This window comes from Microcoleus sp. S28C3, from assembly GCF_036700785.1.
Classification (GTDB): Bacteria; Cyanobacteriota; Cyanobacteriia; order Cyanobacteriales; family Microcoleaceae; genus Microcoleus; species Microcoleus asticus.
Genome location: NZ_JAUBPO010000085.1, coordinates 1 through 24,077, shown reverse-complemented (window position 1 = coordinate 24,077; position 24,077 = coordinate 1). Strand labels below are relative to the sequence as shown.

Genomic DNA, 24,077 nt, shown 5'->3' with positions numbered 1-24,077 from the left:
GCTTTTTTTGGGGGAGAGATTTTACAGCAACCGCGCCGGACGGTTAGGATGTTCTTAATTGTTGAAAACCTGGCGGTAGATTACAACTTCGGTCTTCTTTCTTCTTTCTTTTTACCCGCTCAGCTTCGCCGCTATAGCCTTCAACACCTGCTATACAGTTTTGAAAATTTACTGTAAAGTCTGATCTGGTAAGATAATTTGTTTTACAAAAAATTCACATTTCGCCTCTAGTCTACGATCAGTTCTCATTTCTAAAAAAATGTTAATATTGACTGCCAAGCGCATCTTGGTTATTGACGATGCGGAAGATATTCGGGAAGTGGCTCAAGTCAGTCTTGAGGTAGTGGGGGGCTGGGAAGTCCTGACTGCGAGTTCTGGCCGCGAGGGTGTTGCTAAGGCTCTTGCCGAACAGCCTGATGCTATTTTATTGGACGTGATGATGCCCGACCAAGACGGGCCTACTACTTTTTTACAGTTACAAGCTAATAATGCTACGCAGCACATTCCGGTAATTTTATTGACGGCTAAAGCTCTCGCTGGGGACAGGCGGATGTTCGCGGATTTGGGGGTTGTGAGCGTGATTGCTAAGCCTTTTGAACCGATGTTTTTGGCGGCTCAGGTCGCTGAAGCTTTGGGCTGGGAGCAAAAATAGATCGATCGCGCGCATTGAATTGTGCAGTTTTTCAAGCATTAGTCTTGCACGCAAAGAAAGTTAAAAAAACTTGGTTTCTTTGGTATTGTGCTTCAGATTGAATCCGGGCGATCGTACAGCATAAGTGTAAGGACTTAGGCTCTGTGCCTTTCGTCCAGTCAGTTTAAGACTAAAAACCGCAAGGAAGGCAGGGTTGAAACGCCTGCCTTCCTTGCGGTGAAATTGATACCAATAGACTAGGCCTAAATCCCTATTTCTAGTGCGTTCATTTAACCGGATTCGACCTCAGCCATGAACTCAATATTCCTGCTGGTTTCTGATAAAAATATAAGCTGGCAGGAGTATTTTACTTTTTGTGACAACTTTCTCGTCTTCATAAGTTCTTCAGGTTTTAGTTTTAAGTTTAAGCACATGGTCAGGGAGCGATCCTGACTGGTGGCAGATACATTGGGAGAAGACGACTATGCCCTCAGCTTACATTTTGCTACTGATAGTTTCTCTGGTGGCAGTCGGGATTTACTGGCAAACATCTCAAGATATTTTTGTTCTTGTGGCTTTAGCCGGACTTGGTTGTTTTCTTTGGGGTTTCTCTTGGGCCCCTTGGAATGTTCAGCTTCTGATAGTGGTGTTGCTGTTCGGTTTCCAAAAATGCTACTTGCGAGACGCTCAAAGTTGTGATTGAAAAGAGATTTTTTCTTGTTGTGTATGAAGTTGTGATGCACCGACATTCGTCAATATCTGTAATGAATTGGTTATCGCTCCATATCTTAAAAAAGGTTTAAAATCTCATGAATAGTTGCCCTTGTTGCTCCTCTCAATTGCTCCGCCACGCTCGCCACAATCGCGTTTATTGGTTTTGCTCGCACTGCTGGCAGGAAATGCCGGATTTGTCGGAGATGATTTTAGGTAACAGCGCGCGGACTCACAAACGGGACGGTTTGGTGAAGCTTCCTGCTTTGACTCCTAAAATGAGGATGTTGGATTCGGTAGGAATTGCTTAGTTTGCTGGAGTTAGTCTCGCGATAAATATCGAGACGGAAAAGATTTTTGATTCTGCCATCTGTGGGATTTTTTGAGAGAAAATGCAAAAGCCCCCTTCCGTGTGAAGTGAAGGGGACTTATGAGCGGGGGGGCTTTTGCAATTGTGATGGGGTCGATCGCCCGACTGAATTTCAGCTATTGTATGCAGAAGAGCTGATTACATCAAACCGACTTGAGAGAGAATGCCTTGACCGGTGAGGAATTCGGTAGCTAGACCGATAACGAAGCCCAACATTGCCAAACGGCCGTTCCAGGTTTCAGCAAACTCAGTGAAGCCAACTTTTGCGTCTTTGTTTTCCATGACCAGAAACCTCGTTTAATTTCAACCTTCTGTAACTAAACTTAACACAGCAGTACAAAGTTTGCAACATATTTTTACATTTACTGTTCTAATGCCGGAGATAAGCGGGATGGGCCCGCAGGGAGAGGGGCGATCGGGGGAGGGGGAGAGGGTTTTTTATGTGGGAACGGTCGATCGGTGTCAAATTGGCGAAAACCTTGGTGAGATGTCTAAGGATATAAGACAATTATCTTTAGTTAATACTTGACATCCAATAATTAGAATGCTACCCTAAAAGCACAGCTAAAACTAAATATCGCATTCAAAATGAAGGAATGTTGATTGAGTCGTCTTAGCTACACGGTTTATAAAACTGGGGCAAGTTTCTAGCACCCCGTTGAGCGGAAAGTAAGTCTAATGTCGTTTTAACAAGTTGATACAAGTTTGAGAAAATCGAAACATTATTGAGTTCCATTTCCCTTCGCGGAATGTGAGTCTAATGTCGTTTTAACAACTTGAGACAAGCTTGAGAAAATCGAAACATTATTGAGTTCCATTTCCCTTCAACGGGCTGCTACTAAGCTCGTCCCCGTTCTGTAAACCCTGTAGCTAAGACGCTAATCAAATCCCTACAAAATCAAAGTGTTTTGTGGTAAAAGATTGTCTTGCGCGGAGATGTTCTTTTTTGAGCAAACCCATAGACAAAACTCCCTTAATGCTAGAGGCGCGATATGTCGAGGCTGTCCAGTCAACCTCTTTGTAGGACATAATCAAATGACGGACAATCATTCAGTAATTGGCAAACAACAAAGCCAGTCTCAGCGAGGTGCTATGTTTTGGGATACTCAGAACGTCCACTTAAACCAAAATCAAGCTGAACTACTGCTTGCTTTTGCCCAATCAAAAGGACGTTTAGAACCGCCTAAAATTTACTATAACCCGCAGCACAAAAATCAAGTTAACGACAAAAATCGGCTAGAAAAGCTGGGTTGTCCAGGCGTTGTTGTCGATTCAGGGGAAAACAGTCTAGATAAACAATTGGTGTTTGACTGTATCAAACGAGTGGCAATGAAGCCTTCTCTGGACATAATTATCCTAGTCTTAGGAGATCGGGACTTTGCAGGTTTAATCACCGTTTTGAAGGATTTGGGTATAACAGTCATCGTTTTTGCACGTCGTAAAAGTGCAAGCCAAAAACTGATTAACCTTGTTGGTGAGGATAACTTTCATGATGTAGACGAATTGTCTAGTTTATGTGCAGGATTGAAACCGCAACTTGAAAATCCAAAAAAGTTATCAATTGAAGCAGATACATTATCTGCTTGAAGCAACACAGCCTGCCAGGGAATTAATTCCCTGTCTAATAGCTAAAGTCGGTTTTAACCAACTGACTGACAGTTGAAAAACACAATCTTCAGTCGTCTTAAGACGACTTTAGCTATGAGCCAGGGGTTAAAACCCCTGGCGGACTGACGGACTAACGGGGTAATAGTAGAACCGTCAAATATCTGTTAAAATTTACCTCGCCGCAGATAGCAAAAATCCAGTTTATTTGATAAACTAGATTCTCCAAACCAACCGCTATCTGCGGCTCTTTCATGTCCACATAATAACACCCAACTCCAAAAACAATAACCATTACAAAACTCCCATGCCATTAACTAACCAAAAACAAGAACTTAAAATTATCATACCCGAATTCACCAATGAAAAACTGCTGCGCCAAGCACTTACCCACCGTTCCTACGTCAACGAAAACCCCACATTCCGCGAAGAAGACAACGAACGCTTAGAATTTCTCGGCGATGCTTTGCTGACTTTTCTCAGCGGCGAATATCTCTATCAGCGTCACCCAGAAATGGGAGAAGACCAACTGACTCGCCGGCGTTCTGCATTAGTAGATGAAAAACAATTAGCCAGATTTGCTACTGAAATTAATTTAGATTTAAAAATGCGGCTGGGAAAAGGAGCTTATCGAGAAGGTGGGATTACCAACCCAAATTTGCTCAGCAGCACTTTTGAAGCATTTATTGGCGCTTACTATCTGGACACGCAAGACATGGACAAAGTTCGCAACTTTGTGCGACAAATGTTTGATTCTGTTCCCGAAAATGTTGTGGAAACTCGATCGACTGTAGACTCGAAAAATCGCTTTCAGGAATGGGTACAGGCCAACGGTGACACGACTCCGCCCAAATACGTGACCATCCAAGAAGGAGGCACACCCCACAAGCCGGAATTTCTCGCTAAAGTTTATGTCGCAGAGAAACTCTATGGAGAAGGTAAAGGCAAAAGCAAAAAAGATGCTGAGAAAAATGCGGCCGAAGATGCGCTAGCAAAGCTGAAAAAACGCGGACTGATCTAAATTTGAAAACATCGGTAAAAACTACAAGCTTTTTTGTGCGCTACGGGCGTTAGCGAAGCCCTCGAAGACGATCGCCCGAATTGATTGCCAGAGTCCACAATGGGCTATAATCAGGACTTGCGCAAGTGTAACCGCCGTCGATCGAGGGTGGCAATGGCAGAAATTCGTTGACGAGTACCCGAGTGTCGATCGTAATTTTGGGAAATATCAGAGCAATTCATGTCTACTCAAAACCCGACTACCCTAACTGTTGAAGAAGCACAGCAAATCCTCAAGGATTTCACTTGTCTGGATATGCAATCTGTAGCATCGCCGCTGGAAAAACAGGCACTCCGTCAAGCGATTTTGCTGGTAGCAAGTTTGTCGGATTATCAAATGTTGGGAGTGTGCGCTTCTTCGACGGATGAGGGGTTTTTAGCTTTAGAAGCTTATTTGAAAGCTTTGGGATATCAAGCTGTTTTAGATCCCAATGCTGTCTCGACCTTTGCTGGTTCGGTTTATATTAAGTTCAATACTTTGAAGGGTTCGTATTATGTTGACGGTTATATCGGAACTTATCGGGGCGTTTTGATTTCGTGTCAATCTTCCTCAGAAGGTGGAGTTACTGGCACTTACGGTCATTTACCTCTCGATTTATTTGTTGATTAATTTGTCAGTAGTCAGTAGTCAGTAGTCAGTAGTCAGTAGTCAGTCGATCGATTAAATTGAATCAAAAACTGACTGAAAGCATCCAGGATACAAGCCCCCGAATTTATCCGTGGGGTCAATGCTTCAATCTAAAATCTAAAATCTAAAATCTAAAATCGATTGACTGATGCACCTTACTAAGCTGTAGGGTGCGTCAGCCGATCGCCTCTCGATTCAGTTGAATCAAACACCGATTGATATCAACTCCGTTAGCATCGGAATGATATAAACGGATGACACGGCAGTGCCGTGTCCCTACCACGATCAATTGTAGGGACACGGCACTGCCGTGTCCTCTATATCATAAGGAGTGCAGCCGGAATTGATATGACGCACGTTACTAAGATTAACTTTTACCAACGATCAATTCTGGCTGTGGTTCCGGTGCAGTTTCTTCGGGCGGCAGTCCCAAAATATCGCTGTACAACTTGACGTATTTCCGGGCCGAAATATCCCAGCTAAAATCTTCTCTCATGCCGCGCTGTTGCAGTTCTTTCCACTTATCTTTGTAGCGGAAACCTTCCCAAGTTCTGATCATGCAGGTGAACAAGTCGAGGGGTTCGTAGCGATCGAAACAGTAACCTGTACCAGTGTTATTGATCGGATCGTTGTGGGAAACCGTATCCACTAAACCGCCTGTACGGCGAACCATTGGCACGCACCCGTAGCGGAGGGCAAGCATTTGGCTGATGCCGCAGGGCTCGAAACGGCTGGGCATCAGGAAGGTGTCGCAGCCTGCGTAAACGCGACGGGAGAGGGCTTCGTTGTAGAGTAATTGGGTGGACATCCGACCGGGATAGCGGGCTGTCATTTGCCAGAGTTGGGTTTCGTAGTAGCGATCGCCCGTTCCGAGTACAATAAATTGAGCGTCGGTATAAGCCATGAAGCGATCGAGCATTTGAATAATCAAATCCAATCCCTTCTGTTCTACCAGCCGCGTCACCATGCCCATTAAAAAGGCACCTTTATTCACTTCTAAACCGACTTCTTCTTGCAGGGCAATTTTGTTAGCTGGGCGCTTTTCAATAGTATCAGCACTGAATTGTTGATGGATGTACTTGTCAGTTTCTGGGTTGTAAGATTCTGTATCAATTCCGTTCAAAATGCCCGAAACCTTGCCGCCGATGAAAGACAGCAAACCTTCCAAACTTTCCCCGTAAGCTGGGGTTTTGATTTGCTCGGCGTAAGTCGGCGAAACTGTATTTACTCGATCGGCAAACTGTACTGCGGCAGCCATTGTATTGTGACCTTGCATATACCAAGGGCACCAAGTCATCTGCTCCAAACGCCAGCGCCACGGCCCTTGATAAGCTAAATTGTGAATAGTAAAAACCGTGCTGATATCGGGGTCTTGGCTCATCCAAACAGGTATCATCCCGGTATGCCAGTCGTGACAGTGGATAATTTGGGGCTTCCAGTGATTCCAGGCAAATTCAGCCGCAGCATTGGCAAAGAAAGTGAACCTCCAATCTTCATCTAAACCGCCGTAAACGCGGCGCGGCAAGAAAGATGGATGTTGCAATAAGTATAAAGGTACATCGGTTCCCGGCAAAACAGTTTCAAAGACGGAGAAGCTTTGGAACATGGCCGCCCCATCCCAAACAGGTTTTTTGGGAACGTCCATTTTGTCGGGGATGAAACCGTAGTAGGGCATGAAGATGCGGACATCATGTCCCATGCGCCGCAGAAATTTAGGCAAAGCGCCGACGACATCGCCCATACCGCCGACTTTGGCGAGGGGTGCTGCTTCGGCGGATACAAATAAAATGCGCATTATTTTTTTGTGTTCCTTGAGATTGTTAGTCTAGATTAAGTTTAAATGGCGAGCGGCACAATATTAACGCAGCGCCCAAAAACAAGTATAAATCTGAGTTGCTGTAGCGAGCGATCGCAGTTTACTCAAGAATGCGATCGCCCTTTTTCCATCCGCGTCGCTGTGCGGTAAAAAAAATAGCGATCGCCCCACCTTTTACTAGCCAAAAACTTATTTCTGATTGAGGCGTTGACAGGCAGTTGAAAAGGATTTACAATAATGATTAACAATAGAGAGAACTTCTCAAGTGTATCTATTTGTGTTTCTATTGTAGCTGTACGGTTGTGAGTATCGACAGCATTTGACCTTAAAAACTTCTGAATATCAAGTCACTGCGCCTAGTCTGTGACGAATGTGAGTTTCGCGGGGCTGGGGGAAGTGGCAAAGAACTTTGTGTCTTTTTGCCGCTTCCCCCAGCCTGTTGTTTTAGGAAACAATTTGTAATGTGAGGTAAAGTTGATGAAAAGTGAGATTAAACGACAATTTCTGACTGTCTTAACGGGGGCGATCGCGATCGGCAGCCTAGCTTTGAGCCCTAAACCCAGCCAAAGCCAATCAACATCAGGCTTTATGTGCGATGCTTCATCCGGTTCACCCGCCACGGTGTACCAAAACCGCCAAGGGGTACGGGAGGTTTGGATTAACTGGGTTTCCGACTACTTCCGCGACTCTGGCTACGATCCTATGACGCGCTGTCGCGAAGTTAGCGGGCGCTTGGAAACTTTCCGCCAGAACAAACAGCTAAAGTTTGTGACAGTTGGCTACATGAACGGACAGCGAGTGATTTGCACCGCTAGTCAAGTCAACTCACGCTGCGACGGCTTAATTTATACACTCAAACCAGGTCAAGACGCGGTTCGCACATTGTATCAATTCATGGGGTTGCGCGAGGGGCAAGCGGGTGCGCCTGCGCTGTCTGAAAGCGATGCGATGCCTTACATTGACGCGCGCCCGCGGTTAGGGGAGGAAGGCGGTAACTCTGTAGCACCTCCTGCGCCGGCTAACAATCAGCCAGCACCGGCTAACAATCAGCCTGCACCTCAACAGCCCACTGGCGGTGGAATGCGGGAGCTTTAAGGTGATTGATTTGCTACGCATGGTGGCAATTTGTGCGATCGCGGCGAGTCTTTTTCCAATAAGAATCGCCGCTCAACCTGTGATGGCTAATTATGGGGTTGCTGACAGTCAAAGTGCCAATATTGAGCGGTTGGCGAGGTTGATGACGGTGCGAATTTTAACACCGAATGCTTCTGGATCGGGAGCGATTGTACGGCGGCAGGGGCAAGTTTATACGGTGCTGACGAGTTGGCACGTTGTGGCTTTCAGCCCGCAGCATACCATTCTTGCGCCCGACGGCCAGAAGTATCGGCTTTTGGGATCACCGTTGCAGTTGGGAAATGCGGATCTGGCGATCGTCCAATTTCGCAGTTCCATTCAGTATCAAGAAACCAGAATTAGCACTGATTTATTAACAGTAGGAGAACCTGTATTTGCCGCAGGATTTCCGATGTATCGGGGAGGTAGTTCAACTACTACTTTCGAGCAAGGAATTCGGGCATTTCGGTTTACTCAAGGCGTTGTATCAGTGCTGCCGCCAAAATCACTCGCTCAAGGCTATCGTTTGGGTTACACGAACGATATTGCTGTCGGGATGAGCGGCGGGCCAATTTTTAACAGTCAGGGGTTATTAATTGGCATTAATGGGCGGGTAAAAAATCGCGATCCAGATTTTGGAGTGTATGCGTTTGAAGATGGAACAGAACCGTCAGGGAGAATGTTAGAGCAAATGGTTAATTCTAGTTGGGGAATTCCGATTAGTACCTATTTGCGGTTTATTTCGCCTTACAGTTCATCGTCGAATTACCTGCCATCCGCCAGGGAATGAATTACCCGCCATCCGCCAGGGAATGAATTCCCTGGCTAATAGTCACTCGGCGATTAAAATCGCTTCTTGTCAAACGAAGTCCGCCTACGCGGACTCAGAAATAAGCGGGGTATTTAGTCCACTTCAGTTGACTTCAGCTTTGAAACAGGGATTAAAATCCCTGGCGGTTCGGTGAGAAAGTGCAAGATATTTAGTTTCACCTTATCAACGGAGTAGGTTTATGAATTTAGGTTTTAATCGGTCTAATTACCTTCCGGGAATTATAGCCGGAACGGTAGCGGTAGCAACAATTGCGATCGGTGAGCCCGCAATGGCAAAAACGGCTAGAGAAGTAGCTCGAATTGCCGTTCCAACTACAGTACAAATTAATAATACTCTAGCTAGTGATAAAGGCGGTTCAGGGGTAATCATTGCTAAGAAAGGCAAGATTTACACGGTGTTGACGGCGAATCATGTGGTGATCAATCCTAATTCCGAGTACGTGATTGTTACTTCTAAGGTGATTTCTGAAAAAGAAATTACCAGCTAAAGAGGTTGAATCAAGATATCCCATTTGGGCAAAAGCGGATGTCGCTGCAATCTAGGTTCAAGTAGCTTCATGGCTTTCTTCGTTAGAGAAATTCCTTTTTGGTAAACAGTCTTGCTTAAAGTTAAAAGGGGATGTATACCTTTCCACGTCATGCTTTTCGCCCATGAAAGCATGGTGGTAACATCGACGAGCTTGCTGCCATTCCAATGCTGTTCAAGAATACCCCAACAACGCTCTATGGGATTGTACTTACTATGGTAAGGAGGATAGTAAAGCAACTGAATTGGTGTTTTGCTCTGGTCAACAAACTCAACTATCCTATTTAAGAATTGAGTTCGGATACCGCTACTTTCGGGACCATTATCTACTTTAATTTGGATCAGTTCGGTATGAATGCGTTGTTCTGGTGTAATTGTTTCCCACCACTCAATCAGGCTATCAACAATGAAATCGCTAGTTTTATAGGAACTACCAAAGTTAATGTGTAGTTGTCCACTATCTTCGTCCACAATCCCACAGGGAATATATTTTTCTGTGCATCCCATATCATGGTTGTTAGCTTGATTATCCCCTCTAGTTTTCCCCCCACGAGAGTACTCTCCAATATTCACAATGGCTTTGCAGTCCATGCTTATTCGTTTGATTTTGGTGCTTGTTACTTGCTGATTAAACTTTTCGATGTTGTTAAAGATATCCTCTGTTTGTGCAATTTTTTTTGAGGTTTGGCTTTTACTACTTTGCGAAGAAGATACCCCATGCGGTTCAATACCTTTGCCATTGTACTTTTAGATGGTAATTGCTCCTGGCTAAATCCCTGCTCTTGGAGTTGTAGCAACGCTGATGCTGCTGTTAACCGAGTGTAGGCTAACGATGTTTTAAATGTCGGGTCTTGTTGAGAATGGGATTCTGCCAGGTGGCGCAGTGATAATGCCGCTTCAGGTTGCTTCTGTTCCCAGCTTTTTGCCCCACTCAAGGCTGATTGTAATCCTACACAGACTATACCAGTTCGTTTTTCTGCCAATCCTACCTCTATATTTTTTCTCCCCCAGCCAAATACTGTTTCTGCCAACCTTCCGCTCCCCTGGCAATATTTCAGGGTCATTTCCGCCTGAAAACTTCGTTTTTCTACTCCATTCATTTTCGATGCTGCCAGTCGCAGGTCTTCAATTTGCGACGATGTTAATGATGTTTTTGAGTCTGTTGAGACTAATGTATCCAAATCCTTACTTCTGTCTCCTGAGTCATCAACACTATATTCTACCTCTATCGGTAAATTCTTTCTGGGAAATCACCTAAGAAGAAAGAGCATAAAGTGACGGAAGTGAAAGGTTTTCAGAATAATGACAGCGGGCCGGATTTAGCAGTTGTGATGTTTGAGAGTGACGAGGAATATTCAGTTGCACCGATTAGTAATTCCGATGAAGCGGAGATCGGTTCAGGGGTTTATATTTCGGGGTATCCTTTGCCTGCGGGTGTGGGAAGTCAAGAACGGGAATATCAGTTTACGAATGGGCAAGTTACTAATGTGCGATCGAGTAACGATCAAGGATATACGATGCGTTACGACGCAGTGACGCGGCGGGGAATGAGCGGCGGGCCTGTTTTTGATGTTAGCGGCCGAGTGATTGGCATTCACGGACAGGGAGATACAGTTGGTCGAGTGCAAAATGAGGCTGGGGGAAGGCAAGAAGAAGTAAAAACGGGGTTTAATTCAGCGATTCCGATTAATACTTTTGTGGGGATGATGTCGCAGGTGGGGATGGAGAAATCTGCTTTGAAGGTGGATGAGAAACCTGCGGAAAATGCGGATGCGGAAGAGGTAAAACCTGGGGAGGCGCAGGGTTGGTTTGGAGATTTTGGTAAAGAGATAGTTAAGGATGTGATTCAGAGGGGAATTCGGAGGATTTTGCCGTTTTAGGGCTTGAGGGCGATCGCACTTTCACGGGGTGGGGGCGGGTTTATTTATTTTGTCTGTAATCTTCAAGGGTTATTGGTGAACCCGTCCTCACAAGGTTAATCGGAACATTATTTAATCAGTGAGTTGAGGTAAATTATGCGTAGTATTCGTCTTTTGGCTCTTGGTATTGTCAGTTTTATTGCGGTTTTAATGAGTGCTTTGCTGGCTCCTGGTACGATTGTCAATCGGGCTTTATCGGCTGCACTTTGTACGGTTTTTAGTTTTAATTCTACTATTTGCACGGTGAATTTAGTTAATTCGTCCGATCGCGTGGTGGCGGCGACTCCGCCTGCTGTGGAAAGGAATATTTCGGATTGGTTGGTGCAGCGAGCTCCGGGGGAGTTTGATGATGCACCGAGTGTACCGCCTGCGAGTAATCCGCAAGCGCCGCCGTTTCCTCAAGATCCGGGACCGAATCAGCCGGTGCGTCCTGATTTTGATTCGGGAGGGAGCCCCCCTCCACCTCCGCCCGGTGGAGGTCCCCCTTCGGTACCGCCCCCTGATGTGGGTGGAAGTCCCCCTTCTTTTCCGTCCCCTGATGATGTTGATGGAGCCATTGACTCAGCAACTAAAAATGCCACTGGCGAGGCATTAGGTCTTATCACTGGAAAATGTGATTTTTCGTCTGTTGGCACAAGTCAAGATGATCAGAAATGCTTTGGGGCAAGTGGAAATCAGTGCGAAGGGGGTATCCCCTTCCCCCGTAATGATTTAAATCCCCAGTACAACTATGAGACCTGTAAGGTTAGGGCATTTGTATCGCCAGGAGGTGAAAACCATGACAGCTGCTGCGTGACACACCCTACAGGTTATGCGTGCGATGGATGGGGAAATTGGAGTTGGAAACGGACAGAAGACTTTAATAATTCTCCACTTGATTCGATAGATTCTTTATGCGAGGTTGTTTGGAGACAAGCAAAAGACGACGTATGGAATAGGCGCGGTGAGTGGAGGGAGTATGGCCCATACTACAGCTTAAGTGGAACTTGGACTGCGAAGAGAGACCCTTTTTATACAGCCGATCGAGAACCAGGATGCCATCCTGGTTCAATAGGCGCACCTCCTTTACCTGGAGCGAATGAATTTACTATGGTTCAGTCAGGACGGAGTATCAGCATACCCGGTAATTTCGGTGGATGGTCAAGCACTACGGGTAGCAAGGGATATGGATCTGCGGCAGGTGGCACAGTATCAGGCAAGGTATTTACTCTCAGATCAACAGAAGGAGGTTTCACAAGTGAACATACAGGAACTATTAGCAATGATCGTAATACAATAACTGGTCGAGTGGTTTGCAGCCATAGTTCTGGATCAGCTAAGGCTGAAGGTTCTTTTACATTCACAAGGAAGAAATCTTGATGAATTAGTAGAACCTGTGGGGGCGCATTCGCCGAAATCTTTGCCACTCACCGATAATCTTGATAAACCCGCCCCCACCCAACTCATCCCACGCATTTTCAAAATGATAGACTGATATTGTCCTATTGAAGATTAGACAGTTTAAATTCATCTGCTGGTGTAGGTGAGTGCAATTGTTCTTGTCTTTTCAAGTGTGATCGCTCTTTTCATACCCTTTCAAAAAAGAGCGATCGCCTTTCTGGATGGGAAGTGCGAGCGATCTTTAAATAATATATAATTTTAAATTGACCATACTAATCTTACAAAATTAAGTAAGTGAAACTACCTAATGATACCATTATTGCTGAGGCAAAAATAACTCAGTATTTGCTCAAGTTCTTATTAGAAGATGATAAATCTTGGTTTCTTGCACAAGCCAACTATACCCAAGATAACTGGCAACAACTAGAAAAAGACTTAAGAGAACAAATTTTGCCTCTGGATGCAACACCAACCGAAGAAACGCGCTATGGTAATAAGTATGAAATTCGTGGCATATTAACTGGCCCTAACGGAAGAGGTCTGCCAGTAGTAACTATTTGGATGACTGAGTTTCCATCCCAAAAAACCAAGTTTATTACCCTATATCCCAATAAGGAGGTATGAAAATGAAATTTCCCTTGTTTAAAAGAGTAGCATTACGAACAGATGTACCCAAGTACAAACTCTGTCGAGGAGATATTGCCACTATTGTTGAGCATCATCCCCACCCCGATGAGGATGGCTACAGTCTCGAAGTTTTTAATGCTTTAGGTGAAACTATAGCTGTAATTACCTTAGCTGAGTCGCAAATTGAACCGTTGATGTCTAATGAAGTTTTGCGTGTCAGGACTTTGACCGAGGCTGCATGAACAGTCGTGGACGCACGGGCGGTCAGAAACTGGGTTTGTTACCAAATCTGCGATGTTCCAACGAAGTATTTTGGTAAAAAAACCCGGTTTTTCGGCCCAAATGCGTAAGTCCTAATAAAGTTACTTCCTGTTCAGTTTCTGGGTCAGTACCAGTAATAAAGTTATAGCGATTATTATTACAGCATCGTTGTATCTTTAAAGAGACAGGATCTCGCTGTGTCAATAGTAAAATTTACTTGGCTCGATCGCCCGTGCTATAATCTAAAAATAATCTTTGTAATTACCAATTGCTAAGATGACCCAAGCTGAACAAATATCGATTTCCTTACCGCGATCGCTAGCACAGTTTATTGAAAGCTACAAAATTGCCAAAGGATGCGAATCTGACTCCCAAGTAATAGAAGTAGCACTGAAGTTATTGCAGCGTTTGGAACTAGAATCGGCCTACCGAGAAGCATCTCTAGAAAATGACCCGGATTGGGACGCGACAGTTGCAGATGGACTGACAGATGAAACGTGGTAAAAGTTTTTATGCAAACCTAAGCCCTGCGGTGGGTTCCGAGATGGATAAACGCCGTCCCATATTAATAGTCAGCAATGATCCCAATAACCGTGCTGCAAATACAGTCACGATTTTACCGATTACGTCGAATGTTACTCGCATTTATCCTTTTGAGGTATTGCTAAATCCAGAGGATAGTGGTTTGTCCAAACCTTCAAAAGTGCAAGCACAGCAAGTGCGGACAATTTCTCAACAGCGAATCAACAGTGACGCAGTAGGAAGTATAACTGAGGAAATCATGCAGTTGGTAGATGCTGCTATTAAATTGCATTTAGACTTGGATTAATGGCGATATATCTGCGATCTAAAATAGCAAGATATCTTTCGCAAAAAACAGGCAATCTTTCTGATCCTATCTGCGTTTATCTGCGGTAAAAAAAGAACGATCGCCCTTATTTCGAGCGAGGGCGATCGCCCGAATCACATATTACCGACAACTGCCGACTAATTCTGAGAATCCTCCTCAAAACTTTCTTCAAATCCAGCTAAAAAGTCATCCAAAGCTTCCGAGGCGATCGCCAAATTAATATTATCAGCATCTTCCCATCCCCACGTATTCACCCCAACCACTTGACCGGCCATATTAATCAGCGGCCCGCCGGAATTTCCCGGATTAATCGCCGCATCAGTTTGCAACACCTTCACCTCAGCAACATCATCTTCTTCTTCGTCGCCTTCTTCATACTCATCGGGTTCGCGAATTGCACTAATAATACCTTGAGTTACAGTTGAAGCAAACTGCCCCAAAGGATTGCCCACAGCAATTACTGTATCTCCCACTTTCACATCAAAAGACAACTCTAGGGGAGGATATTCCTGGGGAGATTCGACTTGTTCCCCTGTTTCCGGGTTGAAAGTAAAATCGCTAATTAAGAGCAACACTAAATCTTCTTCCGCATTACCGGTAAACACCACCTCTGCCAGTCTCAATTTTCCGTCGTAAGTTTCCACTAAAACCTGTTCGACTTCATCTTCTTCATAGAAGTAATCTTCATCAGCAATATCTTCGACCACGTGATAGTTCGTGACAATTACGTCCGGCGATACAAAGAAGCCACTCCCTGAAGAAATCTCTTCTTGTGTCTCCCAATCCATGACGTAAACTGAAACTACGGACGGCAAGACTTGCTCGACTACATCCGAAAAATTTCCTGCCTGAGTTTTAAACTCTTTCAATTGCTGCTGCAAAGCTTTTTGGTCGGCCTGCATTTTGCGATAAAGTTGCTGAACTTTGTTCAATTCCAGCTTTATTTGAGTTTCCCTAGCGCTCATATTTTGCCTTTTTCTGAAATAGATTGCTGATTAATTTCGGATGTTTGATTGTAGATTTTGGATGGGTCTATTGATAATTATAGGACTTACGAAAAAAATCGGTTTATGGGAGAAATCTTGGGTACTAAATCGAAACCTCCACCCGTGCGCAGCGTCCTAAATTAGTCAGAAGTTTTTGAAACCGACGGTCAACTTTATACTCTAATAGGACTTACGCTCAGAAACCCGGAATCAGCGAAAATCCTTGGTTTGACGACTAGATATAGAACAAACCGGGTTTCTGAGGTCGGGATCGTAAGTCTAATCTAAAATCCCATCAAAAATCTACAAACATACTGCTAGTGTATCTGTGAAAGCAAAAGCGAACCGCCAGTTATTTTTATTTTACAAAAGGCGATATCTCTAGATTAGTCTAAAAGCATTGACAAATAGATGCCGATCGGGTTTAGGAACCGCGCTGAACTTGGACAAATATTTCCTCCAAAATTTCACTAGCTCCCTGTTGGCGCAGGCGGTGAGCGAGGTCAATTCCCAGCAGTTCTGCAGTCTCGGCAGCGCCGGAAACAGTATCTTTGACGAATCGCTTGCCGTCGAGACTCGATACCATTCCCGTTAAGGTTAATTGACCGTTTTCTATTTTGGTATTGACGCCTATGGGCACTTGACAGCCGCCTTCTAATTCCCGCAGAAATGCGCGTTCGGCATAACATCTTTGGGCGGTTTCCGAGTGTTCGAGAGCTTTAATCACTGCCATGATTTCTGTATCTCCGGCGCGGCATTCGATGCCCAAAGCACCTTGTCCGACGGCGTGAAGGGAGATTTCAGCAGGGATAATTTGGTGGATGCGATCGCCCATTCCCAATCTTTCGAGACCGGCAACTGCTAAAATAATTGCGTCGTAACCGCCCTCATCTAATTTAGCCAGTCGAGTATTGAGATTGCCGCGAATATCTTTAAATTCAAAATGAGGGAAATGGTGCCGCAATTGAGCTAGCCGCCGCAGGGAAGAAGTGCCGATTACTGCACCTTCTGGGAGGGTGTCTAGTTGCTTGTCTTTGTGCTTGGAGTGAACTACCAAGGCGTCAGCGGGATTTTCCCGTTCGGTGACGCATCCTAAAATTAAACCTTCGGGCAAATTGGTAGGCAAATCTTTGAGGGAATGAACGGCAAAGTCCGTTTCATTGTTAATCATTCCCGTTTCTAATTCTTTGGTAAAAAGTCCTTTATCGCCAATTTTAGCGAGGGCGACATCAAGAATTATGTCCCCTTGGGTGGACATGGTGTGGACTTCAAAAGTGTGTTCCGGGAAGTGTTTCTGTAGCTGTTCTTGCACCCAGTGGGTTTGCACGAGAGCGAGTTGGCTTTTGCGGGAACCGATGCGAACGGTTCGGGAAGGGGCAGATGTGGTTGGGGACATAAGATCGATCGGAGGATAGCTTGAAATCAGCCAATATATTCACCTGATCTAGCGTACCGCAGGTGGGGACTTTAATTGCTGGTTGGGATAATTCGGGCGATAAAATAGAAATACCAGATTTTGACCGCCTGTTTGAAAAAAGGATGCAACGGTAGGCAAGCTCCAAACCTTTACAGAATAAGCCATTGCCAATCTAAAATCTAAAATCTAAAATCTAAAATTGTATGACCGCCAGTAGCAGTTAGCCTTGATGATGTTTCCCATCCTGCATTGGGCGTCGCTGGCACGGGGGCGATCGACATTCCGAAGCAAAGGCTGCCGGCGATGTAAGATTTACCTAGGGTCGAGCCGGATGAACCTGGTTTGCCTGAGCAGTTAGCTCAACAGCAGCGAGAAAGAATTAGCTCAAAGGTTGCGGGATTTGGGGAGAGAAATGTAGTTGCGAGGGGAAAAGGGCGATCGTATTTATTTGTAGCAGCTTCGTTGACCAAAGGGCGATTCCCTACCCTTCGGGAACCCCTGCGGGGAACGGGAGAACTTCGCTCGCGCGTACCTTTTCCATTTACCCGCCAAATTTAACGTTGCCCTGCTTGAAGTGCAGAATTTGCTATCTGAACAACTTCTTGCTGCCGTCCGTTTTTCTTTGTGACTCGGTACAGCACCCCCAGCCTTTGCCACTCAACAAAAGCAGTGCAGTAAGCACCGCAATTATTGAAATAAATCCCCCTTATTCCGCCCGCCAATTCAATGCTTCTGTAAGTATCCTGCGGCAATTGCGAAGGAGGCGAAAACGGTTCGTTTCTTTTAGCTTCGATTGTGCCGAAATAACAGGCTCCGGCGCGGCAGCCTTTGCCTAAATACATTCCCACAATGTAACCGTAGGAACCTGCTTGCACATCAAAATCAACTTGCTGAGTGTCAGATAAAGGAAGTATATTCGGCAGAAAAACAGGCACTCGCGTTTTACCTTTGATTTGCCTAAAAATGTTACTTGCAGGAAAACTACTGTTAGCTTGGTTTGCTAATTTATCCGGGGTTGGGGGAAACTTTTGCACAAAATCCCTCCACTGCAAAACTCTATTTTTAGCAATGTTGAGAGTGGGAATTGAATATTTTTCTGCAGCAATAGAAGGGCGGCCGTTTTTCAGGTTGAAGTGGCGGCGAATCACTGTAATTTCTGATTTCCCTAATCCGTAAGCTGGAGCTATGGAACGGGCTAGAGTGCAGCTAATTTTGAAGCGTCCCATCTCAATATTGCCATTTTCCGCTTGATAAGACCAATTGTAACCCTCAGAAGCCCGATCGCGATCGCACAGAAAATGAGAAATCTCAAACATCTTGGCAATATGAACATCGTACAACCGCAACTTGCGGCCGCCGGTAGATTTTGCCGTGTTGCGATCGGGTACAATAAATTGTATCGGTTGCCAGGTATCTTTAGGGGAAAAATTAAACCAGTGGATTTCTGTTATCGAGAGTTCTGTCCTTGCTAACGCTGAGTTGGGTGTCAAAAATGCGATCGTAAAAGCAGTCACCACACCAGCAAAAATCGCCGCAAATAGCCATCTTCCCCTCATCCTGATTTCCCTCGAAGTAGGTAAGCGCAAAAAAAATATAGCATCTTGTAAGGGGCGAGTGCGAGTTAAGATATATCATAAAATAACAGTAAGGTGCGCCCTTACGCACCCTACATATAGAAGTTGTGCCTCCCCGACTGCCAAACTTAACGCTTCCCAGCTTTAATAGCAGAATTTCCTATTAAAATTAAATCAGATTCTCGTCCGTTCTTAATGGCGACGGTATACATAAAACCCTGAGTTTTCCACTCAAGAGTTGCTGTGCAGTAAGCCCCGCAACCGTTATGAAAAACTCCTTTCACTCCGCCCGCAAGTTTGACATTTTTTAATGTCTTAGTTACCCCTTCTAGTTTTGTAGTAAACTCCCCGCCTTTTTGACCTATAATTGACCCAAAAGTGCAAACTGTCGTACCGCCGCAATCTGCTTTATAATCGATTGAAATAGCATAGCTGTTTGCTTGTGCTGTAGTTGAATAGTACATTTTTTGCGAAAGCGGAATCCTGCTGGGAATAAAAATAGGCACTTGCGTTTTGCCTTTTAACTTGGGCAAGATTTCACTTACCGGAACCGCAGTGCCTCCTTGAGCAATTTGTGTTGTTCCCGATTGTCGCTGCGACAATTGCGAAGATCCAAAAACAACCGAGAGAGGTAATAAAGCAGTCAATACACCAGCAGAAGTAGCCAAAAGTAATAATTTCTTCTTCACGGTCTTTTCCCTTAATATTCCAAGAGTTTAGTTGGGCTGCGAACCGCATTCACCTATGTACAACCATAATTCAAAATACAAAATTAACACTCGCTTTTCCGGGATTTTTTTTTTGACTATCTTGACAAGGTTGCCAGAATATGAAGTCATCTATAATATAGAGAAGGCGAGCAATTGAGGAGTCGATAGTGGAACTGCAAGAGTATTTGCGCCAGCACGGATTGGAAACTTTGTCCGAAACTTATCATATCAAAGTTACCCGCCACCGCCAATATCCCGATTTAGTCTGTCTGAAATACTCGCAGATAGAATCTCCATTGGGCGAAAAAATAGTCCAGCAGTGCCGAGGCATTATTTTAGATTCATCTCAAGATTGGCAGATAGTTTCTTATCCCTACGACAAATTTTTTAATTACGGAGAAATTCACGCCGCTGCAATTGATTGGAGTCATGCCAAAGTTTACCAAAAACTAGACGGTTCTCTGACTGTACTTTATTTTTACAAGGGAGAATGGAGAGTGCAATCTAGCGGCACTCCCGACGCCGCCGGCGAAGTTAACGGTTTTGGATTCAGCTTTGCCGAACTTTTTTGGAAAGTCTGGCAAGAGTTGGGATATCAATTACCGCAAGAAACAGACCAGTGTTTTATCTTTGAGTTGATGACACCTTACAATAGAATAGTTGTGCAGCAAACGGAAAATCAAATCGTGCTGCACGGGGTTCGCAACACTCAAACAATGCTAGAAACCGACCCGAGTATTTGGGCAAATAAATACGGCTGGGAATTGGTCGCATCTTATCTTTTAACTAGCTGGAAAGAAGTTATTGAAGCGGCTCAACATTTAGATCCGATGGATTCGGAAGGGTATATTATCTGCGATGCTAACTTCAACAGAGTTAAAGTTAAGTCTCCGCAATATGTCGCTCTTTCTCATCTCCGCGAAGGGTTTTCGACCCGCCGCCTGATCGAGATTGTTTTAACTAATGAAGGAGAAGAGTTTTTAGCTTATTTCCCTGAGTGGACTGAATTGTACGAAAAAGTTAAGGAGAAATATCAATGTTTGGTTAGAGAAATCGAGGAAGTTTACCGACAGCACGAAAATATAGAAGTTCAGAAAGATTTTGCTTTAGCTGTGAAACATTTGCCGTATTCCGGGATTTTGTTTTCTTTGCGGGCCCAAAGAGTTGCGGGAGTGAAAGAAGCTCTCCGTGATGTTACGATCCATAAAATAGAGGAGTTATTGGGTTTAGATTACATCCATCTAGGTTTGTAGTAACGACTACAGTCGTTTCTTGAATGAGGACTTTAGTCCTCACTACGAACGAAGATTAACATTATATTTTAGCTAACCGAAGAAATAAATGTCCCTAATTAAACCTAAGATACAGCTAAAAAGTTTGCTGTATGATCCTTCTTCCTTCTTCCTTCTTCCTTCTTCCTTCTACTTACCATGAAAAGAGTTATTGTACTTGTTGGTTTACCTGCTTCTGGAAAATCACAATTTGCTAGAGAATTGCTGCTGTCTGAACCTGCAAAGTGGGTGCGCAGCAATAAAGATTTGCTCAGAGAAATGGCTCACGCTTCTCATTGGTCGCCCGCGAATGAAAAGTTTATTGTGCAGTTGAGAGATACGATTATTTTGATGGCTTTGGAAAGCGGCAAGCACGTCATTGTTGATGATACTAATTTCGGGCATCACATCGAGCATATTAAACAGTTAGTTAAAGGTAAAGCCATCGTCGAAGTTAATGATTCTTTCCTGCAAGTTCCGGTTGAGGAATGTATTAAAAGGGATTTGAAAAGGCTTAATTCGGTGGGCAAAGATGTGATAATGAAGATGTACAATAAGTACGTGCGGGTTCCCGTTGTGCCGCCGAAATATAACCCGGATTTGCCGGAGGCAATTATTGTCGATATGGACGGTACGCTGGCACTTCTCAACGGCAGAAATCCTTTTGATGCTTCGACGTGCGATCGCGATTTACCGAATCAGCCCGTCTTAGATACCATCCGCAAGTGGCAGTCCAGCGCCCATATTATTGTAGTCTCGGGTCGAACAGATGATTGTCAGCCTCAAACTGAAAAATGGTTGCAGCAGTACGAGGTTAATTATGCTGCTCTTTATATGCGGAAAACCGGAGATATGAGGAAGGATGCGATTATGAAGGAAGAGTTATATCGGTGGCATATTGTAGGGAAATATAATGTTAAATTTGTGTTGGACGATCGCCAGCAAGTTGTTGATATGTGGCGGTCGTTGGGATTGACTGTATTTCAAGTAGATGAAGGAGATTTTTAAGGCAGCGCTCTTGTGTCACTTTGATGACAGCGTTAGATTAAATTTGATTAGCGATCGCCCCCTTGGTAGTTTCAACTTTTTTAAAGTTTCAGCAAGGGACACTGAAATGTAGAAAGCTTTATGAAATATAAATTTTTCGCTCCTAGCTTTGATGCTATTGAAGCCAATTTGTATGTGGGTTTTTCTGAAGCGGAAGGGGGCTAACATTATTTCATCCTGATACCAATTCTCCTTGAAGACGCACTAAAATATTAGAGACAGGAGCAAGAATATAATGAATCAACAATGTATCGTTAGTGACAACGGTACAAGCCAGGGGGCATGGAGGCATGACTCGAAGTAAAAACAGCCCCAGGAAAACCTGCCGCCCTTCCAGAAAAAGTGATGAGCAACGGAGCAAAGGTCTGGAGATGCCTCAAGGATTCAAGAATTACGGTCAAATTCAAGAGTGGATTACTCAAGAGTGCCAGGTTGTAGTTTCAGAGAAGAGTGTAGATAAAATCCTGCTCTATAAGCTCAACGCCAAAATGAAAGTACCCCGTACGACATTGAACAACCTGTTTACTATTTTGAATGAAGTCAGTTCCTTGGCATTAAATAAATGTTTGACCTCCAGACCGATCGCAGTCGCCTTCAGGACTTTAAGTAGCGATCGCGGGCTCCTGAGCGAGCGCTTGTGCAAGTGGCGATCGCACCAATTGAACTGGAGTTTGTTAAGGGCGACTTCATAGAGAATTGGTGTCAGGTGTATTTGATTAAAAATATCAGTTTTTGTGCTGACTTAAAGAAGGAAAATTAGGAAAAAAATTCCTGTTTTTTTGATTTTATATTAATATTTATGGTTTTGATTTTCAGTTTATTAAAATTATAAGTTAAAAAGTATATGCTATAGTTGAAAGATAAGACAGCGATCGCAACGATATCAACTTTAAGCGATCGCTTTGCCAGCCTAAAAAACGACTCTCTGCGACTTTATCAATCGCTCCTTTGCTCTATCAAACCTGAAAAAATAAAGCATTGGTTTTTATTAGAATAGCGCGAGCGATCGAGAACACTCGCACCGACAGATTCGGCTCAAAGACTTAAACGCAACAACTTTATGGGCTGGGACAACGCCAATGGCTCTCGGTCGTTGCTTCTGCAGCCAGATGCCCGACACCAATGACAAATGACATTTCTAATACCCAGGTGGGCGTTGAAAAAAACCAGTTACTTGAGTTAATTTTTCCGCAATCTCTAGCAGTTTCAGATCGCTTCCGCGCCGTCCCACCACTTGCACGCCGATGGGTAGTCCTTCTTGTGACTGTGTAAAGGGCAGCACTACGGCAGGGTTGCCAGTTAAATTAAAAATTGTTACGTAAGCACCTATTGTTTTCAAATAAGAGAACTCGCGACCATCAACCTCAATTGGTGCTCCTGGCTGACGGTGGGTGAAAGCAGGCACTGGCACTACTGGACACAGCCAAGCATCCCAATTAGATAAGAAACTTTCGATATTAGCAATCAGAATATCGCGCTCAATGAGGGCGGTCACATATCGTTGTTGCTGTTGAATCTGCGTCAAGTCGGGCTGGAATAAACCCAATTCAAAATTATAAATATTGAGGTAAGTATCGCGTACCGCATTGCTATCAAAATTTGGCGGCTCGTTGTGTTGCTCTACACAGCATCCTATATCTGTCAGGGATGATGCTAATTTTTCTAGAGCGGCTTTGGTTTGAGCTGTGGCTGGAATCTCACCAAAACCTTCTGTCCAAGCGTAGCGGTACGATTGTAGCGTGGTTGCTGGGTTAACTTGTTTGGATATCGGTATTACTTCTGGCTGGCGGGGGTCTGGATCTTGAATCAGTGACAGGCACAATCGCAAGTCTTCTACAGAGCGGGCAAGAGGCCCTATTGTTTGTAAGTGGTGGATAGTTTTAGGTGTTCCTGGTAATTCTGGAATATGTCCAAATGTTGAGACGCGATTCTGGGTTGGTTTCAAGCCGAAAATGCCACAGAAGTGAGCTGGAACGCGGATTGATCCACCAATATCACTACCAAGTTCTAGAGGGGATAACCCAGCAGCGATCGCACTCGCTCCACCCCCAGTGCTGCCGCCTGGCGTATATTCATGGTTCCAGGGGTTGTTTGTTCTACCAAACAGAGGACTGTTGGTCTGAAAGTTATCAGCTAGTTGTGGTGTATTCGTCTTGCCCAAAATAATTGCTCCAGCGGCGCGCAGTCGATCGACGACGGTAGCATCTTGCTTTGGGACATAATTAGCTAAGGGTTGATAACTGCTGGTTGTGCGTAATCCTTTGGTTTCGAGGGTGTCTTTGATAGTTACGGGTACTCCATGTAAGAACCCCCAATTTTCTCCTTGAGCTAATGCTCGATCTGCTACTTTCGACTGCGCGATCGCATTTTCCGCATCCAGAGTCACAATCGCATTTAGTCCTGGGTTGTATTGAGCAATCTGACTCAAATAAGCTTCTATTACTTCTGTTGAAGAGACTTGGCGATCGCGGATTGCTTTTGCTAATTGATGAGCAGCTAAAAAAACTAAATCATTCATTCTACTTAACTACATTTTTAGGGAATAAAACTATTTTTCATTCATGATTCAGACACTCCGTTTGGCTTGCCCAATATTTAATTAAATCAGTCCTAGTAATTAATCCTACAGGAATACTATTTTGCTCAATTATAATACCATTAGTTCCTGACTGGAGTTTAGACTAAGCACAAATTTACTCAGAAGGAGCTGAGTAGAAATTATGGTGAATTTAGAGAGAGATTCCC

27 protein-coding genes and 1 pseudogene are annotated in these 24,077 nt (G+C 44.3%); 19 read left to right on the top strand and 9 right to left on the bottom strand.

Going from position 1 to position 24,077, the window contains the following annotated elements:
* Positions 1-259: 259 nt before the first annotated feature.
* The 3 genes from QUA13_RS23020 to QUA13_RS23010 all read left to right on the top strand — a co-directional run bounded on the left by QUA13_RS23020 (position 260) and on the right by QUA13_RS23010 (position 1,653).
* Positions 260-652 (top strand): response regulator, encoded by a 393-nt coding sequence (locus QUA13_RS23020; RefSeq protein ID WP_172191140.1) that lies wholly within the window; start codon positions 260-262, stop codon positions 650-652.
* 463 nt (positions 653-1,115) lie between these two features.
* Positions 1,116-1,334, top strand: coding sequence for a hypothetical protein (locus QUA13_RS23015; protein ID WP_333192171.1), 219 nt, complete (start codon positions 1,116-1,118; stop codon positions 1,332-1,334).
* Between the two features lie 106 nt (positions 1,335-1,440).
* Complete coding sequence (locus QUA13_RS23010; protein WP_172191136.1) at positions 1,441-1,653, top strand: hypothetical protein; 213 nt, start codon at positions 1,441-1,443, stop codon at positions 1,651-1,653.
* Between the two features lie 197 nt (positions 1,654-1,850).
* Here the strand turns inward: QUA13_RS23010 and QUA13_RS23005 are convergent, their stop codons facing one another.
* Positions 1,851-1,994 (bottom strand): chlorophyll a/b-binding protein, encoded by a 144-nt coding sequence (locus QUA13_RS23005; RefSeq protein ID WP_172191134.1) that lies wholly within the window; start codon positions 1,992-1,994, stop codon positions 1,851-1,853.
* Between the two features lie 621 nt (positions 1,995-2,615).
* Here QUA13_RS23005 and QUA13_RS23000 point away from each other — a divergent pair.
* From QUA13_RS23000 to QUA13_RS22990, 3 genes are all read left to right on the top strand, one after another.
* Entirely contained in the window at positions 2,616-3,299 is a 684-nt protein-coding gene (locus QUA13_RS23000; RefSeq protein WP_333202224.1) for an NYN domain-containing protein, read from the top strand.
* A 325-nt stretch (positions 3,300-3,624) separates the two neighbouring features.
* A complete protein-coding gene (rnc, locus tag QUA13_RS22995; RefSeq protein ID WP_333202222.1) occupies positions 3,625-4,338 on the top strand; it encodes a ribonuclease III in 714 nt (237 codons plus the stop codon).
* 219 nt (positions 4,339-4,557) lie between these two features.
* Positions 4,558-4,986 carry a DUF1824 family protein gene (locus QUA13_RS22990; protein ID WP_333202220.1) on the top strand — a complete coding sequence of 143 codons (429 nt, stop codon included), beginning with the start codon at positions 4,558-4,560 and terminating at the stop codon, positions 4,984-4,986.
* Between the two features lie 385 nt (positions 4,987-5,371).
* Here the strand turns inward: QUA13_RS22990 and glgA are convergent, their stop codons facing one another.
* Positions 5,372-6,799 carry a glycogen synthase GlgA gene (gene glgA / locus QUA13_RS22985; RefSeq protein ID WP_333202218.1) on the bottom strand — a complete coding sequence of 476 codons (1,428 nt, stop codon included), beginning with the start codon at positions 6,797-6,799 and terminating at the stop codon, positions 5,372-5,374.
* Positions 6,800-6,924: 125 nt separating this feature from the next.
* A complete protein-coding gene (locus QUA13_RS22980) occupies positions 6,925-7,068 on the bottom strand; it encodes a hypothetical protein (protein WP_333202216.1) in 144 nt (47 codons plus the stop codon).
* Between the two features lie 229 nt (positions 7,069-7,297).
* Here QUA13_RS22980 and QUA13_RS22975 point away from each other — a divergent pair, with 229 nt between their 5' ends.
* The 3 genes from QUA13_RS22975 (at position 7,298) to QUA13_RS22965 (ending at position 9,252) form a co-directional block, all read left to right on the top strand.
* Positions 7,298-7,915, top strand: coding sequence for a COP23 domain-containing protein (locus QUA13_RS22975; protein ID WP_333202214.1), 618 nt, complete (start codon positions 7,298-7,300; stop codon positions 7,913-7,915).
* A gap of 1 nt (position 7,916) precedes the next feature.
* Positions 7,917-8,723: a serine protease gene (locus QUA13_RS22970; protein ID WP_333202212.1), complete on the top strand. Its 807-nt coding sequence runs from the start codon at positions 7,917-7,919 to the stop codon at positions 8,721-8,723.
* 220 nt (positions 8,724-8,943) lie between these two features.
* The gene (locus QUA13_RS22965; RefSeq protein WP_333202209.1) at positions 8,944-9,252 is read left to right on the top strand and encodes a hypothetical protein; all 309 of its coding nucleotides are present in this window, start codon (positions 8,944-8,946) and stop codon (positions 9,250-9,252) included.
* Here the strand turns inward: QUA13_RS22965 and QUA13_RS22960 are convergent.
* A pseudogene (locus QUA13_RS22960) lies at positions 9,249-10,354 on the bottom strand (ISAzo13 family transposase). The gene QUA13_RS22965 and the pseudogene QUA13_RS22960 overlap by 4 nt on opposite strands.
* A 210-nt stretch (positions 10,355-10,564) precedes the next feature.
* Between QUA13_RS22960 and QUA13_RS22955 the strand changes: the two are divergent.
* The 6 genes from QUA13_RS22955 (at position 10,565) to QUA13_RS22930 (ending at position 14,306) form a co-directional block, all read left to right on the top strand.
* On the top strand, positions 10,565-11,170 hold the full coding sequence (locus QUA13_RS22955) for a serine protease (protein ID WP_333202207.1): 606 nt from the start codon (positions 10,565-10,567) through the stop codon (positions 11,168-11,170).
* Positions 11,171-11,305: 135 nt separating this feature from the next.
* Positions 11,306-12,568 carry a hypothetical protein gene (locus QUA13_RS22950; protein WP_333202205.1) on the top strand — a complete coding sequence of 421 codons (1,263 nt, stop codon included), beginning with the start codon at positions 11,306-11,308 and terminating at the stop codon, positions 12,566-12,568.
* Positions 12,569-12,883: 315 nt separating this feature from the next.
* The gene (locus QUA13_RS22945) at positions 12,884-13,213 is read left to right on the top strand and encodes a DUF6883 domain-containing protein (protein ID WP_333202203.1); all 330 of its coding nucleotides are present in this window, start codon (positions 12,884-12,886) and stop codon (positions 13,211-13,213) included.
* A 2-nt stretch (positions 13,214-13,215) separates the two neighbouring features.
* The gene (locus QUA13_RS22940) at positions 13,216-13,458 is read left to right on the top strand and encodes a DUF4926 domain-containing protein (RefSeq protein ID WP_194068057.1); all 243 of its coding nucleotides are present in this window, start codon (positions 13,216-13,218) and stop codon (positions 13,456-13,458) included.
* Between the two features lie 295 nt (positions 13,459-13,753).
* Positions 13,754-13,981 (top strand): CopG family transcriptional regulator, encoded by a 228-nt coding sequence (locus QUA13_RS22935; RefSeq protein ID WP_333202201.1) that lies wholly within the window; start codon positions 13,754-13,756, stop codon positions 13,979-13,981.
* Positions 13,968-14,306, top strand: a complete 339-nt coding sequence (locus QUA13_RS22930) for a type II toxin-antitoxin system PemK/MazF family toxin (protein WP_333202199.1) — start codon at positions 13,968-13,970, stop codon at positions 14,304-14,306. The genes QUA13_RS22935 and QUA13_RS22930 overlap by 14 nt, the downstream gene beginning before the upstream one ends.
* A gap of 158 nt (positions 14,307-14,464) precedes the next feature.
* Here the strand turns inward: QUA13_RS22930 and QUA13_RS22925 are convergent, their stop codons facing one another.
* Both QUA13_RS22925 and hemC read right to left on the bottom strand, forming a co-directional pair.
* Entirely contained in the window at positions 14,465-15,292 is an 828-nt protein-coding gene (locus QUA13_RS22925) for a S1C family serine protease (protein ID WP_333202197.1), read from the bottom strand.
* 445 nt (positions 15,293-15,737) lie between these two features.
* Positions 15,738-16,709, bottom strand: a complete 972-nt coding sequence (hemC, locus tag QUA13_RS22920) for a hydroxymethylbilane synthase (RefSeq protein WP_172192941.1) — start codon at positions 16,707-16,709, stop codon at positions 15,738-15,740.
* 363 nt (positions 16,710-17,072) lie between these two features.
* On the opposite strand from hemC, the gene QUA13_RS22915 reads away from it, so the two are divergent.
* Positions 17,073-17,288 (top strand): hypothetical protein, encoded by a 216-nt coding sequence (locus QUA13_RS22915; protein ID WP_333202195.1) that lies wholly within the window; start codon positions 17,073-17,075, stop codon positions 17,286-17,288.
* Here QUA13_RS22915 and QUA13_RS22910 read toward each other — a convergent pair.
* Entirely contained in the window at positions 17,285-18,286 is a 1,002-nt protein-coding gene (locus tag QUA13_RS22910) for a hypothetical protein (RefSeq protein ID WP_333202192.1), read from the bottom strand. The two genes, QUA13_RS22915 and QUA13_RS22910, sit on opposite strands and share 4 nt — an antisense overlap.
* Before the next feature lie 146 nt (positions 18,287-18,432).
* Positions 18,433-18,993, bottom strand: a complete 561-nt coding sequence (locus QUA13_RS22905) for a hypothetical protein (protein ID WP_333202190.1) — start codon at positions 18,991-18,993, stop codon at positions 18,433-18,435.
* A gap of 188 nt (positions 18,994-19,181) precedes the next feature.
* On the opposite strand from QUA13_RS22905, the gene QUA13_RS22900 reads away from it, so the two are divergent.
* The 3 genes from QUA13_RS22900 to QUA13_RS22890 all read left to right on the top strand — a co-directional run bounded on the left by QUA13_RS22900 (position 19,182) and on the right by QUA13_RS22890 (position 22,024).
* On the top strand, positions 19,182-20,267 hold the full coding sequence (locus QUA13_RS22900) for a T4 RnlA family RNA ligase (protein ID WP_333202188.1): 1,086 nt from the start codon (positions 19,182-19,184) through the stop codon (positions 20,265-20,267).
* A 177-nt stretch (positions 20,268-20,444) separates the two neighbouring features.
* Positions 20,445-21,293: a phosphatase domain-containing protein gene (locus QUA13_RS22895; RefSeq protein WP_333202186.1), complete on the top strand. Its 849-nt coding sequence runs from the start codon at positions 20,445-20,447 to the stop codon at positions 21,291-21,293.
* A gap of 410 nt (positions 21,294-21,703) precedes the next feature.
* Positions 21,704-22,024, top strand: a complete 321-nt coding sequence (locus QUA13_RS22890) for a hypothetical protein (RefSeq protein WP_333202184.1) — start codon at positions 21,704-21,706, stop codon at positions 22,022-22,024.
* Between the two features lie 446 nt (positions 22,025-22,470).
* Here the strand turns inward: QUA13_RS22890 and QUA13_RS22885 are convergent, their stop codons facing one another.
* The gene (locus QUA13_RS22885) at positions 22,471-23,850 is read right to left on the bottom strand and encodes an amidase (protein WP_333202182.1); all 1,380 of its coding nucleotides are present in this window, start codon (positions 23,848-23,850) and stop codon (positions 22,471-22,473) included.
* Positions 23,851-24,077: the final 227 nt, after the last annotated feature.

Excerpts from the sequence above, each read along its gene's own strand:
- QUA13_RS23020 (WP_172191140.1), top strand. The coding sequence starts at position 260 with ATGTTAATATTGACTGCCAAGCGCATCTTGGTTATTGACGATGCGGAA.
- QUA13_RS23015 (WP_333192171.1), top strand. The coding sequence starts at position 1,116 with ATGCCCTCAGCTTACATTTTGCTACTGATAGTTTCTCTGGTGGCAGTC.
- QUA13_RS23010 (WP_172191136.1), top strand. The coding sequence starts at position 1,441 with ATGAATAGTTGCCCTTGTTGCTCCTCTCAATTGCTCCGCCACGCTCGC.
- QUA13_RS23005 (WP_172191134.1), bottom strand. The coding sequence starts at position 1,994 with ATGGAAAACAAAGACGCAAAAGTTGGCTTCACTGAGTTTGCTGAAACC.
- rnc (WP_333202222.1), top strand. The coding sequence starts at position 3,625 with ATGCCATTAACTAACCAAAAACAAGAACTTAAAATTATCATACCCGAA.
- QUA13_RS22990 (WP_333202220.1), top strand. The coding sequence starts at position 4,558 with ATGTCTACTCAAAACCCGACTACCCTAACTGTTGAAGAAGCACAGCAA.
- glgA (WP_333202218.1), bottom strand. The coding sequence starts at position 6,799 with ATGCGCATTTTATTTGTATCCGCCGAAGCAGCACCCCTCGCCAAAGTC.
- QUA13_RS22975 (WP_333202214.1), top strand. The coding sequence starts at position 7,298 with ATGAAAAGTGAGATTAAACGACAATTTCTGACTGTCTTAACGGGGGCG.
- QUA13_RS22965 (WP_333202209.1), top strand. The coding sequence starts at position 8,944 with ATGAATTTAGGTTTTAATCGGTCTAATTACCTTCCGGGAATTATAGCC.
- QUA13_RS22950 (WP_333202205.1), top strand. The coding sequence starts at position 11,306 with ATGCGTAGTATTCGTCTTTTGGCTCTTGGTATTGTCAGTTTTATTGCG.
- QUA13_RS22940 (WP_194068057.1), top strand. The coding sequence starts at position 13,216 with ATGAAATTTCCCTTGTTTAAAAGAGTAGCATTACGAACAGATGTACCC.
- QUA13_RS22935 (WP_333202201.1), top strand. The coding sequence starts at position 13,754 with ATGACCCAAGCTGAACAAATATCGATTTCCTTACCGCGATCGCTAGCA.
- QUA13_RS22930 (WP_333202199.1), top strand. The coding sequence starts at position 13,968 with ATGAAACGTGGTAAAAGTTTTTATGCAAACCTAAGCCCTGCGGTGGGT.
- QUA13_RS22925 (WP_333202197.1), bottom strand. The coding sequence starts at position 15,292 with ATGAGCGCTAGGGAAACTCAAATAAAGCTGGAATTGAACAAAGTTCAG.
- hemC (WP_172192941.1), bottom strand. The coding sequence starts at position 16,709 with ATGTCCCCAACCACATCTGCCCCTTCCCGAACCGTTCGCATCGGTTCC.
- QUA13_RS22910 (WP_333202192.1), bottom strand. The coding sequence starts at position 18,286 with ATGAGGGGAAGATGGCTATTTGCGGCGATTTTTGCTGGTGTGGTGACT.
- QUA13_RS22895 (WP_333202186.1), top strand. The coding sequence starts at position 20,445 with ATGAAAAGAGTTATTGTACTTGTTGGTTTACCTGCTTCTGGAAAATCA.
- QUA13_RS22890 (WP_333202184.1), top strand. The coding sequence starts at position 21,704 with ATGCCTCAAGGATTCAAGAATTACGGTCAAATTCAAGAGTGGATTACT.
- QUA13_RS22885 (WP_333202182.1), bottom strand. The coding sequence starts at position 23,850 with ATGAATGATTTAGTTTTTTTAGCTGCTCATCAATTAGCAAAAGCAATC.